The organism is Patescibacteria group bacterium (assembly GCA_041662665.1).
GTDB lineage: Bacteria > Patescibacteriota > JABMPQ01 > JABMPQ01 > JAQVVF01 > JAQVVF01.
Map to the genome: position 1 here is coordinate 151306 of JBAZSC010000001.1, position 13909 is coordinate 165214.

Below are 13909 nucleotides of genomic sequence, written 5' to 3' on the forward strand. Positions count from 1 at the left end.
TTGTTAGATTAGTTCGTTAACTTATTTAACCAGTCTAACAAATCTAACCAGTCTAACAAATATTCATGTATCTTTCTTCTCTTCAACTTAAAAATTTTCGCAATTACAAAGATTTTGAATCAAGTTTCACCAATGGCTTGATTATTTTGACTGGCCAGAATGCTTCCGGAAAAACTAATTTATTAGAAGCAGTTGAATTATTGTCATTATCAAAATCTTTTCGTGCCAGGTCAGAATACGATTTAATTTTATTTGGTATGGATTTCGCCAAAATTTTAGGAACATCACAGAAAAATAATCACCAAACAAAATTAGATATTACTATTGATTCATTAACTTCCAAAAATCAAAAAGTAATTAAAATTGATGGTTTAAAAAGTCGCGCTTTTGATTTGATCGGCGAATTAGTTACTGTACTTTTTTCTCCAGAAGATTTGAATTTAGTTAATTCAGCGCCACAACTTCGCCGACGTTATTTAGATGTTGTCATTTGCCAGATTAATAAAGACTATTGCCGAAATTTGTCCGAATACAAAAAAGTTTTAATTAATCGAAATCAGCTTTTAGCTAATATCAAAGATGGTTATGCAAAAAAAGAGGAATTAAGTTTTTGGAATGAAAAATTAATTGATTTAGGAACAAGGATTATTATCGAACGCCAAAAAACTTTACAATTTTTTAATACTAAATTGTCAGAAATTTACAATGATATCTGCGATACTAAAGATCAAAAACTTCGTATAATTTATCTACCAAATTTGCCTTTGTTAAAAGATTCAGACATCAAAAAATTATTTGAACAAGAATTAAATAATAAATACGAAAGAGAAATTTATAAAACTTACACTTTAGTTGGTCCGCATCGAGATAATTTTGTTTTTGAACTTAATAAAAAGAGATTAGCCATCTTTGGTTCGCGAGGTGAATATCGCAGCGCAATATTAGCTTTAAAATCTGCAGAATTAGATTTTATTGAACAAAGCTTGGGAGAACGACCGATTCTTTTGCTTGATGATGTTTTTTCTGAATTAGATGAAAAAAGACGCAATCACATGTTTGATTTAGTCAGACGCCAGCAAACTTTTATCACTTCTGCTGATTTTGTCGGACTTGAAGTTGGTTTTGTTAGAGATGCGCAAGTACTTCAAATCAAAAATGGAGAAATAACGAATAAATAACAAAATCCAAATTCCAAACAAATCACAAATAACAAACGACAAATCGTCGATTTTGTAATTTGGATTTTGTAATTTGTTTGGAATTTGGTATTTGTAATTTATTTCGAGATGTCTATTTTTTCTCTCAAAGATTTACTGCCAGTTGCAATTAACAATGCTGGCATTAAAACACAGCTTGAAGCTTCTCAAGTTTGTTTGACTTGTGAAAAATTAATTAAAGAATTAAATCACAAAGCTTTTAAGCTCGCAAAACCAATTAGTCTAAAAAATAAAACGCTAACCATTCAAGTTCCATCTTCATCTCATGCTCAAGAATTATTAATGCACCAACATATCATCAAGCAAAAAATCAACCAGCATTTTAGAAAACAGCTGGTTGATCGGATAAGTTATAAAATAGAATTTTAGTTAGATTATAGTATTATACAAGAACAGAAATTTTTCTTTCTATACCGGAAATCAATTCATCACTATTTGAATATTCAAGAAAATAATTTGTTATTGCGTGCAAAGATCCTGACAATTTTACATTTTTCCTATATATACAAATTATAGGAATATTATAGAAATTAGCCCAACCTAATTCGATACCTAAACCTGTAGATGGATAGGAAACCTCAGCAAGAATAACATCACATTCTTTTTTAAAAAAATCTTTAGAATAAAATGGCTTTTCGTTATTTTCATGAGGTAAAACAAAATTATATTTACTATTTAGATTACTTTTACGAATAGGTCCATACAAATCTCTTTTGTAATCAAAATCTCTTGAATGAGCAACATATATATTCATAAAATACAAAAAGTTATATTTTCATCATTTTCTCAACATTCACAATAAAAACAGTTGCTCCTCCAATTCTAATCTTCGTTGCTTCTTCAACATTCATCCCACTTTCCATACCATGAGTCATATATGCTGGAGCAGAAATAACCTTTTCTTTAACTTCGCAATTCTTTTTTATAATTTCTAAAACCTTTTCAATTTTTTCATCCTCAACACCAACTAAAAAAGTGGTGTTTTTTTTCTCTAAAAATCCGCCTTCAGATGTTAATTTCGTTAAACTAAATCTACCAGCAACAAGTTCTGCCTTCAATTTTTTCGTATTTTCTTTAGGTGTAATAATAACTAGTAATTTCATATATTAAAATTATAGCATAAATTTAGAAAATAGAAAACAGGAAACAGAAAAATAATCAAATTATTTGCTTTTGTTTTGACTTTATTTAAAAAATATAGTAAAATCAGTAATTAGTAACTAGTAATTAGCAAACTTTCATCGTCTCTAGTTACTAGTTCCTAGTTACTAATTACTTTTAATGAACATATCAACTTTAGCAAAAAAATTAGGTTACCATAGCCAAGAAATGCGCAAGATGATTGAGGCAATGGGATATCGACTTCGACCAACAGCGTCGAAGATTTCTGATAAAAAAGCAAAAGAAATTACCAAAAAAGTAGAAAAGCTAGAAAAGGAAAAAACTCTAGAAATGAAAGAAGAACAGAAAAAAGTTGAAAAAGCCAAAGAACCAAAAAAACTTTATGTCGCCCAAACTATTACAGTTAAGGATTTCGCACAAGTTTTAGAAATGGAAGTTACTGATGTCATTAGACAATTGATCCAGGAAGGCATCATGGCAACAATCAATGAAGAAATTGATTTTGAAACAGCGAGTATTATTGCTGAAGAATTAGGCCATAAAATTGAATTAAAAAAAGAAGAAAAAGATTTGATTAAGGAAAAAGGAGTTCGCAAACAGATTCTCGAAGATTTATCTCATGAAGAAGAAAAGAATTTAAAGCCTCGTCCTCCAGTTGTTGTTGTCATGGGTCACGTTGATCATGGCAAGACAAAATTATTGGATGTCATTCGCGAAACAAATATTATTGCTACTGAAGCAGGAGGTATTACTCAAAAAATCGGTGCTTATCAAGCAAAATGCAATGGCAAAGTCATTACGTTTTTAGATACTCCTGGTCACGAAGCTTTCAAAGCAATGCGCGAAAGAGGTGCAAAAGTTACTGATATGGCAATTCTTGTTGTTGCAGCTGATGACGGTGTTATGCCTCAAACAGAAGAAGCAATTGCGCATGCCAAAAATGCTGGCGTGCCAATTATTGTTGCTATCAACAAAATAGATAAAGAAGGTGCTGATCCAGAAAAAGTAAAAAGACAGCTCGCTGATTTAGGTTTGCAACCAGAAGATTGGGGAGGCGATACAATTATGGTTGAAATATCTGCCAAAATGAATAAAAATATCGATAAGCTTTTAGAAATGGTTTTATTGCAAGCGGAAATTTTAGAATTAAAAGCCAACCAAGAATCAAAAGCCATAGGCACAATCATTGAAGCAAACAAAGATCCCAAAAAAGGTCCAGTTGCTACAGTTTTGATTCAAAATGGAACTTTGAATTTGGGCGATTATGTTACTTGTGGCAGTATCTATGGAAAAATCAAGGCAATGGAAAATTTCTTAGGCAAAAGAATAAATCATGCTAAGCCATCAACTCCAGTTCAAATTTTAGGTCTTACAGCAGTTCCAGATTCTGGCGATATTTTGCAAGAAGAAAAATCCAAAGAAGCAGCTCGAGAAAAAATTGCCAAAATCGCAAAAGCAGAAATCAAGATTAAACGCAATTTGACTCCAGAAGAAGAAAGAAAAATTAAAAAATTAAATATAATTTTAATTGCTGATTTTTATGGATCTCTTGAAGCAATTATTGATGAGCTAAACAAAATCAATTCCAAGCAAGTTATGCCTCAAATCATTGATTATTCTGCTGGCAAGATTACTGAATCAAATGTCATGAATGCTCAATCTTCAAATGCAATTATTTTTGGTTTTAATTCTAAGCCAACAACTGTTGCATCTCGTCTTGCCGAAGATAAGCATGTCAAAATATTTTCCTACGATATTATTTACGAATTAATTGACGAAATCAAAAAACAATTGAGTTCTTTGATCGAGCCAGAAGTCATTAAGACAAAATTAGGCAAACTTAATGTTTTAGCAATTTTCAGATCTGAAAAGAAAAGAAAAATTATTGGCGGCAGAGTCTTGTCTGGCTTCCTAGCAAAAGATTCAATTGTAAAAATAATCAGAGAAGATGTAGAAATTGGCCAAGGAAAAATTACTACTGTTCAAAAAAATATGGCTGATGTACAAAAGGTAGAAGCAGGTTCAGAATGTGGAATGTCAATTGATACGACTGTCAAAGTTAAAGAAGGTGACGTGATTGAAGCTTGGAAAGAAGAAATCAAAAAAATCACTTTATAAATCCCAAATCCCAAAAAACAAACAAATAACAAATTACAAATCACAATCCGTCGACTTTGTAATTTGTTATTTGGGATTTGTTTGGAGTTTAGAATTTGTAATTTTACGATTATGTCACATCGTTTAGAAAAACTTAACAGCCTAATTCAGCAAGAATTAGGTTTCATTATCAAAGAGGAAGTAGAGATTCCGATTGATTCTTTGATTACTGTTTCAAAAGTAGATACTTCTGTTGACATTAAACACACAAACGTGTATATTTCTGTGATCCCAAAAAACAAAGCTGTTAGCGTTATCAAAAAGCTTAATCACAATGTTTATCATTTGCAAAAAGCTTTAAATAAAAAATTGGTAATGCACTTTGTTCCAAAGATCCGATTTGTCTTAGACCATTCTGAAGAGCATGCTGAGAAAATCGAAAAGATTTTAGCAAAAATATAAGAGAATCTAGAATCTTGAATTTAGAATCTAGAATAGAATAATGAATTCAGAATTTAAGAATTCTATATTCCTTATTCTATATTCATTCCAGATTCCAGATTCTAAATTCCAGATTCTCATGTTTAAATTTATCGACATTCAAATAAATCGCGCATTATATTTAATCAAAAAAGCAGAAAATATCCTGATTATTTGCCATCGCAAGCCGGATGCTGATACTATTGGATCTGCATTAGCTTTGGGTGATATTTTAGAAAAACAAAATAAAAAAATTGAATACGCTTGCCAGGATCAAATCCCTAGCAAGTTTTTTTTCCTAAAAAATGCCGACAAAATAAAAAAGATTGATGAAATTTTAAAGAATTTTATTAATTACAAGTTACTAATTACTTTGGATTGTGGAAGTTTCGAACAGACAGGTCTACACAACTTTTTTAGCATCAATGAATTTAAAACGCCTATCATAAATATTGATCATCATCATGATAATCCGCATTACGGAAAACTCAATATTATTGAAGCTAATGCCTCTTCAACTTCAGAAATTGTCCACAATTTTTTGCTAAAAATGAATGTTGATTTAGATAAAAATATTTCAACAAGTTTATTAAATGGAATTTTTGGCGATACTGATAGTTTCAAAAATCCAAATACATCTCATGACACTTTAAAAACAACATCAGACCTTTTGGCATCAGGTGCAAATTTAAAAGAAATTACCAAAAATACTTTGCAAGACAAATCTTTGTCAACTTTAAGACTTTGGGGTAAGATATTGTCAGATATAAAAAAGAACAAAAAACTTGGCATAGTTTATGCTGTCATTACTAAAAAAGATTTGCAAGAATGCAACGCCAAATCAGAAGATTTAGAAGGCATTGCCAACTTTTTAAATTCAATTCCAGATGTTAAGGCCTCATTAGTTTTATCAGAAAATGAAAAAGGCGAGATCAAAGGTTCATTTCGAACTTTGCATGATCATATTGATGTCTCAAAGTTAGCTCGCAGTTTAGGTGGCGGAGGACATAAAAAAGCTGCTGGATTTACATTGCCTGGCAGATTAATAAAAGAAGATAATGAAATCAAAATAAATCTCGAGTAAAATTAATAAAATAAGTAAAATTAATAAAACGACGAAATAAAAACAAAAAAATGGCAAAAATAAATCGAATAGAAGATTTAGATGCATGGCAAGAGGCAAGAAAACTTTGTCAAGGAATATATCTTATTACAAATCATTTTCCAAAATATGAACTTTATAATATTATGAAGCATTTGAGAGAAAATGGTCGAGGAGTACCTGCTAATATTGCAGAAGGATTTGGCAGATATTTTTTCAAGGAAAAATTAAGATTTTATGGAATAGCTAAGGGTTGTTTAGAAGAGATGAGAAATGATATTTATTTATCTTATGACAGTAAATATATTAACAAAGAAATATTCAACAAATTTATCAATCAGATTAATAAAGTTTGCAAACAAATTAATGGACTGATTTCTATTACCCTTCAATTTATGAAAAAGCATTAAAAATTTCTATTAATTTTATTTCTTATTAATTTTACTAATCTTACTTATTTTACAGTTTATGTTCAGCAGCATTTCTGCATATTTTTCCACATTTACATTAATAGATTATATTACAACAATTTTAGACATTGGAATTGTTGCTGTTTTGATTTACTTTGCTTTCGCATTTGTCAAAGGTACTAAAGCTACAAGAATAATTTATGGCATAATAATTTTAAGTGTTGTTGTAGTTATTGGCAGATTACTAAATTTGCAAACTTTGAATTGGGTCTTGTCGCATTTAACATTATTAATTTTAGTCGCTATACCAGTTGTCTTTCAGCCAGAATTAAGAAGAGCTCTAGAGAGATTAGGCCGTGCCAATATTTTTGGCAAAACAAAAAAAGAGTCAACAAAAATCAACGATATTATTGAAGCAATTGAAATTTTAAAGAAAAACAGAATTGGCGCATTAATAGTAATTCAAAGAAAAACTGGCTTATTAGAATATGTTGAATCAGGAACAGAGCTAAATGCTAATTTATCAATTGCATTATTGCTAAATATTTTCTTTCCAAATTCTCCATTGCATGACGGTGCAGTCATAATTTTAGGCAACAAGATTCTAGCTGCTGGCTGTATGTTGCCACTTACAGAAGGCGAATATTCAATGACCTACGGCACTCGCCACAAAGCAGCAATTGGCGTTACCGAAAATACAGATGCCATTGCCTTAGTTGTTTCTGAAGAAAGAGGCGAGGTCTCGATTGCCATTGACGGACATTTGGAGGAAAAAGTTGGAACGGAAAAATTAGCGAATAAGCTTGAACAGCTTGTTTAGAATTTTCAATTACCAATTTCCAATTTTCAAATAATATTCAATGGACAATTTTCATTGGAAATTGATCATTGGTAATTGATTGTAAATTGATAATTGGAAATTGAAAATTATTTTATGTCTAACAACTTTTATCTCAAAATTTTGGCCATAATCTCTGCAATTTGTTTGTGGTTTTTTGTCATTAACGAAGGCTTTAGAGTTGATAATTTAGATACTGAATTGACAATTAAAGCACAGAATCTTTCTGAAGATTTGATAATTACTAATAATTTGCCAAACGTTAAAGTAAAATTGCGCGCTCCAAATGACGTCTGGCAAAAAAAAGATATTGCCACCAAAATAGATGCCTCAATTAATTTGCAATATTATAGCCAAGGTGAATATGATATTGAAGTAAAAGTAGAAGCTTTAGACAAGAATATTCAAATCATAGAACAAGAGCCAAAATCAGTTCACGTAATTTTATCGCCAATTATTTCAATTGAAAAACAAGTTGAATTAGAAACATCTGGAAATTTGGGCAAAGATTATCAAGCATCCAAACCAAAATTTTCACAAAGCGAAGTTAATGTTGAAAGCGCTCAAGTCATTTTAGATAAAATTGTTAAAGTTGTTGCGCCAATAAAATATAATGGCGAAATGTCAGAAATTAAAAAGACTGTAGAATTAGAAGCCAGAGATAAAGATAATAAAAAAATTGATAAAGTAAATATTCTGCCAAAAACAGTTGAAGTTATTATTCCTGTTAATAAAGAAAATGGCGAAAAAACAGTTGGTGTTAAAGCAAATATTATTGGCAATTTGCCTGCTGGCGCTACGATTGAAAAAATAGAAACCAATCCGTCAACTGTTACGATCAAAGGCAAGAATGAAAAGATTAAGGATATTGACACAGTCGAAACGGAAATCATAGATTTAAGTGAAATGACAGAAGATGTTAATGAAAAAAAAGTTAATTTAAATTTGCCAGATGGAATTGAAATCTTAGGCAATCCGCAAATTACAGTCAAAATTTATTTAAACCAGCAAACAATTTCCAAACAATTTTCAGGCATTATAAAATACAAAAATCTTAACGATCAATTTAAAGTTGGTGGTATTATGCCAAGTCGCATCCAATTGACAATTGAAGGCCCATCTGCTAAAATCAATAGCTTAAATGAGGATGATGTTTTTATAGAAATTGATTTAGCAAATAAAACAGAAGGAACTCCAGAATTTAGTATTTCGCCTGAAAGCATTTCAGTCCCATCAGGCATCACTGTTAAGAGCGTTGAAACAAGATCAATCAAAGTTATTATTGTCAAGAAATAACTTTATAAACTTTATAACTTTAAGAACTTTATAACTCGTTTATGTTAATTCCCACAGTCATCGAAAAATCAAATTATGGCGAACGTGCTTATGATATTTATTCCAGACTATTAAAAGATAGAATCGTTTTTTTAGGCGGAGAAATTGATGATAATTTAGCTAATACAGTTATTGCTCAATTATTATTTCTTGAATCCGAAGACAAAACAAAAGATATTAAATTATACATTAATTCAAATGGCGGATCAGTTAGCGCTGGACTAGCAATCTATGATACAATGCAATATATCAAGCCAGATGTGTCAACAATTTGTGTTGGCTTGGCTGCATCAATGGGAGCAACTCTTCTTTTAGCTGGTGCTAAAAATAAAAGAATGGCTTTGCCAAATGCTGAAATAATGTTGCATCAAATTATGGGTGGAGTACAAGGCCAGGCATCTGATATTGAAATTACAGCCAAACAAATTTTAAAGCTAAAAGAAAGATTAAATAAAATTATTGCTAAACATACCAATCAGAAATTAACTCAAATTGAACAAGATACAGATCGTGATTATTATATGACTTCTGATGAAGCTAAAAAATATGGAATCGTTGATCAAATTATAAAATAATACAAATATACAAATCTACGCAAATGATGCGAATATGCAAATTCGTATATTTGTATCATTTGCATAAATTCGTAAATTAGTATTATAATTTTATGAAAAAAATCACTAGCATTTTAAAATCAATTCCAGCAGTAATTATTGGATTCATTTCCGGAATATTTTTGTTCGGAGTCTTAGGAATTCTCTGGAGAAGAAAAAAGAAAAAAGAAATTAAAAAATAATATTTTTCATTTAATAAAATTTTGTTAAAATAAAAATAAGGAGGAACAAATTATGAAAAAGAAAAATAATAAAGTTTTAATTGTTTCTAATCAAGAAAGATTAATGATTTTAATCGAATTATTATTCAAAAAGAAAATTTTAAGTAAAAAAGAATTTAATTTGTTGCAAGAAGTTTAAATTAAAAAAATGGAAAAAAAATATCAAAGCAAAACATTTGGATTATTTAAATCAATGCCATCTTTTTCAAGAGGAATAAGCAGAGCTTTTGATTTGACAGGAATTATCAATGAAAATAATTACAATACTTCAAAAACAGATAAAGAAGCAGATTTTAATGCTTTAAAAGGTGATTGGGAAGTTGTTGGAAATGATTTAAAAACAGCAATAAAAAATTATGACAAAGAATAATTATAAAGAAAAAATCAGAAAAAACCAAAAAAAATCTCACCAAGCTAATGGTGAGTTTTTTGTTTTTTATATAAATAAAAAAAAGACCATCAGGTCTTATTAAAAAGTGCTTTTTCCATGCAAAGCCAGAATCAAAGCCAGGAAAGAATTAAAACAGAAATGAGCTATTGTACAGATCATCAATGCTTTAAAACCTTTTTTATTGATTCCGCCAGTTTTCAAAAAAAGAATGCAAAGCGTAAATCCAGACACACCTTGAACCAAAATATTTGATGACCCTCCATGAAGATACCCAAAGGCAGCAGATAGCATGATTGCCATTATTAAAGCATAACGAAATTTTTTATCATCAGGAAAATAATTCATTAATAGTAATGGAGCGCGAAAAAAAAGTTCTTCACGTAGTGCAAAAGTAAACAATATGATGAACGTTTTATAATTGCATATTGGCATTTCTAGTTCTATTTTTGGTAATTTTATATTACTGAAATGAATTAATATATCAGCAGCAATCAATGAGTAAACCAAATTGAAGAGAAGGGCTGTCAATATTAGCATTGGAATTTCCGAATTTTTGGCTTCATTTTTTAGCCAATCCATTTCTTCCTCCTTGTCTAGTTTTAAAGTGCAATAATTTGCTTATCGCAAAGAATAGCATAATAAAACAAAAATTGTCAAGTCTATAAATTTCCTTTTTTCCTTGCCAAATCGTTTTATTTTTGCTATACTCAAAGGTGCTAAAAAGTAAAAATTTTAGCATGAATTTTATAAATAAATTGGTCGCATACCGTAATTTGTTGTATTTTCATTAAACTTGAATTATTTTTGAAAAAAATTATGTTTGACTTTTGTAAAAAACTTTATTTAAGCCAAAATTTATCAAAAATCACCAAGATTCTTTCTTAAAGAATAGTTTTTTAAAACCAAAAAAATCCAAGTTTTCCACTTTTTACGGATGTGAATATTGAAATGAACAGTATCTTATTAGTACTTATTAGCGCAATTATTGCTTTAATCGTTGGTTTAGCAGCTGGTTACGTATTAAGAAAATTTATTGCCAAAAGCAGGCAAGATTCAATTGAAGCAAAAACTGAAGCGTTAGTTGAAACAGCAAAAGCAAAACAAAAAGAAATCTTATTAGAAACAAAGACACAGGCTCTAGAAATCAAAGAAAACGCTGAAAAAGATCAGCGAGAAGGAAGAGCTAAGCTTTTAGATTTTCAATCGAAATTATCTCAAAGAGAAGGAATTCTTAATCAAAAATTAGATTCAATTTCTCAAAAAGAAGAACAATTAGAAAAAGGCAATCGAACAATTCAAAGAAAAACTCAAGAATTAGGCGAGATCCGAAAAAAACAAATGGCAACATTAGAAAAAGTTGCTTCATTATCACGAGAAAAAGCCAAAGAAGTTTTGTTAGAAATGGTTGAAAAAGATCAGCAAGAAAGAGTTTTAGGTATTATCAAAAAAGCTGAAAATCGCGCTAAAGACGAAGCTGACACAAAAGCAAAAAATATTATTTCTCAAGCAATTGAACGTTATGCTCGTCCTCAAGCTTCTGAATCAACAGCAACAACTGTTTCTTTACCTTCAGACGAAATGAAAGGCAGAATTATTGGACGCGAAGGACGAAATATCAAAAGAATTGAAGAATTATGCGGTATTGAAATTGTTGTCGATGATACTCCAGAAGCAATTGTTATTTCAGGATTTAATCCAATCAGACGCCATGTTGCCAAAAGAACATTGGAAAGATTAATCCAAGATGGCAGAATTCATCCAGCAAAAATCGAAGAAACAGTTAATATGGTTAAAAAAGAAATCGCTCATGAAATCAAAGAAGCTGGCGAGCAAGCAGCATATGAATTAGGTATTGCTGATTTAGATTCAAAATTAGTTCAAGTTTTAGGCAGATTGAGATTCAGATCATCTTATGGACAAAATGTTTTAAGGCACTCCATCGAAGTTGCAAATTTTGCCAAAATCATGGCCGAAGAATTGGGAGCTGATGTTAACATCGCTAAAAAAGCTGGTCTTTTGCATGATATTGGAAAAGCAGTTGATCATGAAATTGAAGGAACACACATTGAAATTGGTAGAAATATTTTGAAAAAATTTGGTGTCTCCGAAGAAATTATTCATGCAGTAGAATGCCATCATGAAGATGTTGAACCGCATACAGTTGAAGCAGTTATCGTCAAAGCAGCTGATGGAATTTCAGGTGCCAGACCAGGTGCTCGAAAAGATACTTATGAAAATTATATTAAACGTTTAACAGATCTTGAAAATATTGCTTTGAGCTTCGAAGGTGCAGAAAAAGCTTATGCTATTCAAGCTGGTCGCGAAGTTCGTATTTTCGTTACTCCAGAAGAAGTTGATGACTTGGGAGCAAAGAAATTAGCTCAAGCTATTGCTGACAAAATTGAAAAAGAACTGCGATATCCAGGTGAAATTAAGGTTAACGTGATTCGCGAGACTCGTGCAGTTGATTTTGCGAGATAAATATAAACATGAAGATATTACGGAAATTATTGATCAAAAACAATATCCTAATATCTTAATATCCGAATATCTAACAAGTTTGTACTGAAAAAACGATTTTGATATTACGGATATTAATAAAATTTATAATATGGAACCAGGATCACCAGAAGGACAAGTTGTAGAAGAACAAGGACCATTGCCTAAAGAAACACAGAAAGCATTAGATTTTGTCAATGATATTGAAATGTCTTTGACAACTCCGAAAGAAAAAGAAGAATTTTTTCGTGATTTACAATCACAATTATTTAGTTTTATGCTGAATATTAGACCTTCTGTTCTTGCCATTGGCTTTAAAGACCCAGATGCCATCCAAAAATTAGTAGACCAATATAAGAAAAATGCTTTTGTCTATAATGGAAAAATGATAGTTGATCGAGATTTAGTTCAGCAAAGAATTTCTGAAGAAACTGATTTTGCTAAAGCATTAGGATGGAAAGACGGAATGAGTATTGATGCCTGGTTAAAACAAGGGAGTCCAAAGAAAATGGGTAGACAAAGTGGGATAATTGGTTTTTTTCTTGGATATCCTAAAAGTGCAGTTATAGCATATTCATTTAGACGTATAAAAAAAAGTGTTACTGTAAATATTGAGGGACCTTATGAAAGTGATGCATTAATTTTTGCAACTGACAAAAGTCTTGTCGATTCCGAAGATGTTAAAGCTCTAAAAGAAAAATATAAAACAGCTTTTGAAAAAGCTGGATTAGGAAGAGACTTAAAATAAATTTATGATAATTTTATTCTTCGGTGATATCGTTGGCAGAGCTGGTCGTTCTGCAATTAAAAAAATATTACCAGAACTAAAAACTAAATATAATCCAGATTTAATAATTGCTAATGGCGAAAATCTTGCCCATGGTCTTGGTATTACAAAAAAAACAGTTCAAGAAGTTTTAGATTCAGGTGTTGATGTTTTAACATCTGGAAATCATATTTATGACAAGACAGAAGGCATTGAAATGTTACAGCAAGATAGTAATTTGCCAATTATCAGACCAGCAAACTACCCATTAGATAATCCAGGCAAAAGATATATCATTAAACAAGTTCGGACTAAAAAAGTTTTGATCACAAATGTTTTAGGCCGAGTTTTTATCAAAGAAGATTTAGATTGTCCATTTAAGACAATTGATAAAATTTTAGAAGAAAATAAAAATGAAAAAATAGATTTCAGTATCGTTGATTTTCACAAAGAAGCAACTTCAGAAGTCAAAGCTTTAGGTTTTTATTTAGATGGCAAAGTCTCGGTAGTACTAGGCACTCATACTCATGTTCAAACTTCTGATGAACAAATTTTAGAAAAAGGAACTGCTTATATTTCTGATGTTGGCATGGTTGGACTAAAGGATTCTGTTTTAGGCGTTCAAAAAGAAAAAGTTATTGATCAATTCTTGACTCAAATGCCTCATCGATGGGAAGTTGATGAAAGCGGAAAATGCATAATCAATGCTGTTGTCCTTAATTTTGAAAACGACAAAAAAACAATCACAAGAATTAATGAAGAAGTAGAGATCTAATTTCTAATTTCTATTAAATTTTCAATGAATAATTTCTAAACG

General features: G+C 30.4%; 18 protein-coding genes. 15 read left to right on the top strand and 3 right to left on the bottom strand.

Features of this window, described 5'->3' with window-relative positions:
- Nucleotides 1-65: 65 nt before the first annotated feature.
- Together recF and WC663_00825 are read left to right on the top strand one after the other, a co-directional pair.
- Complete coding sequence (gene recF, locus WC663_00820; GenBank protein MFA6295874.1) at nucleotides 66-1178, top strand: DNA replication/repair protein RecF; 1113 nt, start codon at nucleotides 66-68, stop codon at nucleotides 1176-1178.
- Nucleotides 1179-1286: 108 nt separating this feature from the next.
- Nucleotides 1287-1586 carry a DciA family protein gene (locus tag WC663_00825; GenBank protein MFA6295875.1) on the top strand — a complete coding sequence of 100 codons (300 nt, stop codon included), beginning with the start codon at nucleotides 1287-1289 and terminating at the stop codon, nucleotides 1584-1586.
- Between the two features lie 13 nt (nucleotides 1587-1599).
- Here the strand turns inward: WC663_00825 and WC663_00830 are convergent, their stop codons facing one another.
- Together WC663_00830 and WC663_00835 are read right to left on the bottom strand one after the other, a co-directional pair.
- The gene (locus tag WC663_00830) at nucleotides 1600-1971 is read right to left on the bottom strand and encodes a hypothetical protein (GenBank protein ID MFA6295876.1); all 372 of its coding nucleotides are present in this window, start codon (nucleotides 1969-1971) and stop codon (nucleotides 1600-1602) included.
- A gap of 13 nt (nucleotides 1972-1984) precedes the next feature.
- On the bottom strand, nucleotides 1985-2320 hold the full coding sequence (locus WC663_00835; protein ID MFA6295877.1) for a cyclic-di-AMP receptor: 336 nt from the start codon (nucleotides 2318-2320) through the stop codon (nucleotides 1985-1987).
- 178 nt (nucleotides 2321-2498) lie between these two features.
- Here WC663_00835 and infB point away from each other — a divergent pair, with 178 nt between their 5' ends.
- The 10 genes from infB to WC663_00885 all read left to right on the top strand — a co-directional run bounded on the left by infB (nucleotide 2499) and on the right by WC663_00885 (nucleotide 9806).
- Nucleotides 2499-4457, top strand: a complete 1959-nt coding sequence (gene infB / locus WC663_00840; protein MFA6295878.1) for a translation initiation factor IF-2 — start codon at nucleotides 2499-2501, stop codon at nucleotides 4455-4457.
- Nucleotides 4458-4568: 111 nt separating this feature from the next.
- Nucleotides 4569-4898 (top strand): 30S ribosome-binding factor RbfA, encoded by a 330-nt coding sequence (gene rbfA, locus WC663_00845; GenBank protein ID MFA6295879.1) that lies wholly within the window; start codon nucleotides 4569-4571, stop codon nucleotides 4896-4898.
- A gap of 118 nt (nucleotides 4899-5016) precedes the next feature.
- Nucleotides 5017-6000, top strand: a complete 984-nt coding sequence (locus WC663_00850; GenBank protein ID MFA6295880.1) for a bifunctional oligoribonuclease/PAP phosphatase NrnA — start codon at nucleotides 5017-5019, stop codon at nucleotides 5998-6000.
- A 50-nt stretch (nucleotides 6001-6050) separates the two neighbouring features.
- Nucleotides 6051-6428 (top strand): four helix bundle protein, encoded by a 378-nt coding sequence (locus WC663_00855; GenBank protein MFA6295881.1) that lies wholly within the window; start codon nucleotides 6051-6053, stop codon nucleotides 6426-6428.
- A 58-nt stretch (nucleotides 6429-6486) separates the two neighbouring features.
- Nucleotides 6487-7248, top strand: a complete 762-nt coding sequence (gene cdaA / locus WC663_00860; GenBank protein MFA6295882.1) for a diadenylate cyclase CdaA — start codon at nucleotides 6487-6489, stop codon at nucleotides 7246-7248.
- 141 nt (nucleotides 7249-7389) lie between these two features.
- Nucleotides 7390-8562, top strand: coding sequence for a CdaR family protein (locus WC663_00865; GenBank protein ID MFA6295883.1), 1173 nt, complete (start codon nucleotides 7390-7392; stop codon nucleotides 8560-8562).
- Nucleotides 8563-8603: 41 nt separating this feature from the next.
- Nucleotides 8604-9176, top strand: coding sequence for an ATP-dependent Clp endopeptidase proteolytic subunit ClpP (clpP, locus tag WC663_00870; GenBank protein MFA6295884.1), 573 nt, complete (start codon nucleotides 8604-8606; stop codon nucleotides 9174-9176).
- Between the two features lie 92 nt (nucleotides 9177-9268).
- Nucleotides 9269-9397, top strand: a complete 129-nt coding sequence (locus tag WC663_00875) for an LPXTG cell wall anchor domain-containing protein (protein MFA6295885.1) — start codon at nucleotides 9269-9271, stop codon at nucleotides 9395-9397.
- A 52-nt stretch (nucleotides 9398-9449) separates the two neighbouring features.
- Nucleotides 9450-9575: a hypothetical protein gene (locus tag WC663_00880; protein MFA6295886.1), complete on the top strand. Its 126-nt coding sequence runs from the start codon at nucleotides 9450-9452 to the stop codon at nucleotides 9573-9575.
- Between the two features lie 9 nt (nucleotides 9576-9584).
- Nucleotides 9585-9806: a hypothetical protein gene (locus tag WC663_00885; GenBank protein MFA6295887.1), complete on the top strand. Its 222-nt coding sequence runs from the start codon at nucleotides 9585-9587 to the stop codon at nucleotides 9804-9806.
- A gap of 99 nt (nucleotides 9807-9905) precedes the next feature.
- On the opposite strand, the gene WC663_00890 is transcribed toward WC663_00885, so the two are convergent.
- Nucleotides 9906-10406 carry a CPBP family intramembrane glutamic endopeptidase gene (locus tag WC663_00890; protein MFA6295888.1) on the bottom strand — a complete coding sequence of 167 codons (501 nt, stop codon included), beginning with the start codon at nucleotides 10404-10406 and terminating at the stop codon, nucleotides 9906-9908.
- 369 nt (nucleotides 10407-10775) lie between these two features.
- On the opposite strand from WC663_00890, the gene rny reads away from it, so the two are divergent.
- The 3 genes from rny (at nucleotide 10776) to WC663_00905 (ending at nucleotide 13867) form a co-directional block, all read left to right on the top strand.
- Nucleotides 10776-12308 (top strand): ribonuclease Y, encoded by a 1533-nt coding sequence (gene rny / locus WC663_00895; protein ID MFA6295889.1) that lies wholly within the window; start codon nucleotides 10776-10778, stop codon nucleotides 12306-12308.
- Nucleotides 12309-12438: 130 nt separating this feature from the next.
- The gene (locus WC663_00900; GenBank protein ID MFA6295890.1) at nucleotides 12439-13074 is read left to right on the top strand and encodes a hypothetical protein; all 636 of its coding nucleotides are present in this window, start codon (nucleotides 12439-12441) and stop codon (nucleotides 13072-13074) included.
- 4 nt (nucleotides 13075-13078) lie between these two features.
- Nucleotides 13079-13867: a TIGR00282 family metallophosphoesterase gene (locus WC663_00905; protein MFA6295891.1), complete on the top strand. Its 789-nt coding sequence runs from the start codon at nucleotides 13079-13081 to the stop codon at nucleotides 13865-13867.
- The last annotated feature ends 42 nt before the right edge of the window (nucleotides 13868-13909 follow it).

Coding starts and splice junctions, on each gene's coding strand:
- recF (MFA6295874.1), top strand. CDS start 66: ATGTATCTTTCTTCTCTTCAACTTAAAAATTTTCGCAATTACAAAGAT.
- WC663_00825 (MFA6295875.1), top strand. CDS start 1,287: ATGTCTATTTTTTCTCTCAAAGATTTACTGCCAGTTGCAATTAACAAT.
- WC663_00830 (MFA6295876.1), bottom strand. CDS start 1,971: ATGAATATATATGTTGCTCATTCAAGAGATTTTGATTACAAAAGAGAT.
- WC663_00835 (MFA6295877.1), bottom strand. CDS start 2,320: ATGAAATTACTAGTTATTATTACACCTAAAGAAAATACGAAAAAATTG.
- infB (MFA6295878.1), top strand. CDS start 2,499: ATGAACATATCAACTTTAGCAAAAAAATTAGGTTACCATAGCCAAGAA.
- rbfA (MFA6295879.1), top strand. CDS start 4,569: ATGTCACATCGTTTAGAAAAACTTAACAGCCTAATTCAGCAAGAATTA.
- WC663_00850 (MFA6295880.1), top strand. CDS start 5,017: ATGTTTAAATTTATCGACATTCAAATAAATCGCGCATTATATTTAATC.
- WC663_00855 (MFA6295881.1), top strand. CDS start 6,051: ATGGCAAAAATAAATCGAATAGAAGATTTAGATGCATGGCAAGAGGCA.
- cdaA (MFA6295882.1), top strand. CDS start 6,487: ATGTTCAGCAGCATTTCTGCATATTTTTCCACATTTACATTAATAGAT.
- clpP (MFA6295884.1), top strand. CDS start 8,604: ATGTTAATTCCCACAGTCATCGAAAAATCAAATTATGGCGAACGTGCT.
- WC663_00875 (MFA6295885.1), top strand. CDS start 9,269: ATGAAAAAAATCACTAGCATTTTAAAATCAATTCCAGCAGTAATTATT.
- WC663_00880 (MFA6295886.1), top strand. CDS start 9,450: ATGAAAAAGAAAAATAATAAAGTTTTAATTGTTTCTAATCAAGAAAGA.
- WC663_00885 (MFA6295887.1), top strand. CDS start 9,585: ATGGAAAAAAAATATCAAAGCAAAACATTTGGATTATTTAAATCAATG.
- WC663_00890 (MFA6295888.1), bottom strand. CDS start 10,406: ATGGATTGGCTAAAAAATGAAGCCAAAAATTCGGAAATTCCAATGCTA.
- rny (MFA6295889.1), top strand. CDS start 10,776: ATGAACAGTATCTTATTAGTACTTATTAGCGCAATTATTGCTTTAATC.
- WC663_00900 (MFA6295890.1), top strand. CDS start 12,439: ATGGAACCAGGATCACCAGAAGGACAAGTTGTAGAAGAACAAGGACCA.
- WC663_00905 (MFA6295891.1), top strand. CDS start 13,079: ATGATAATTTTATTCTTCGGTGATATCGTTGGCAGAGCTGGTCGTTCT.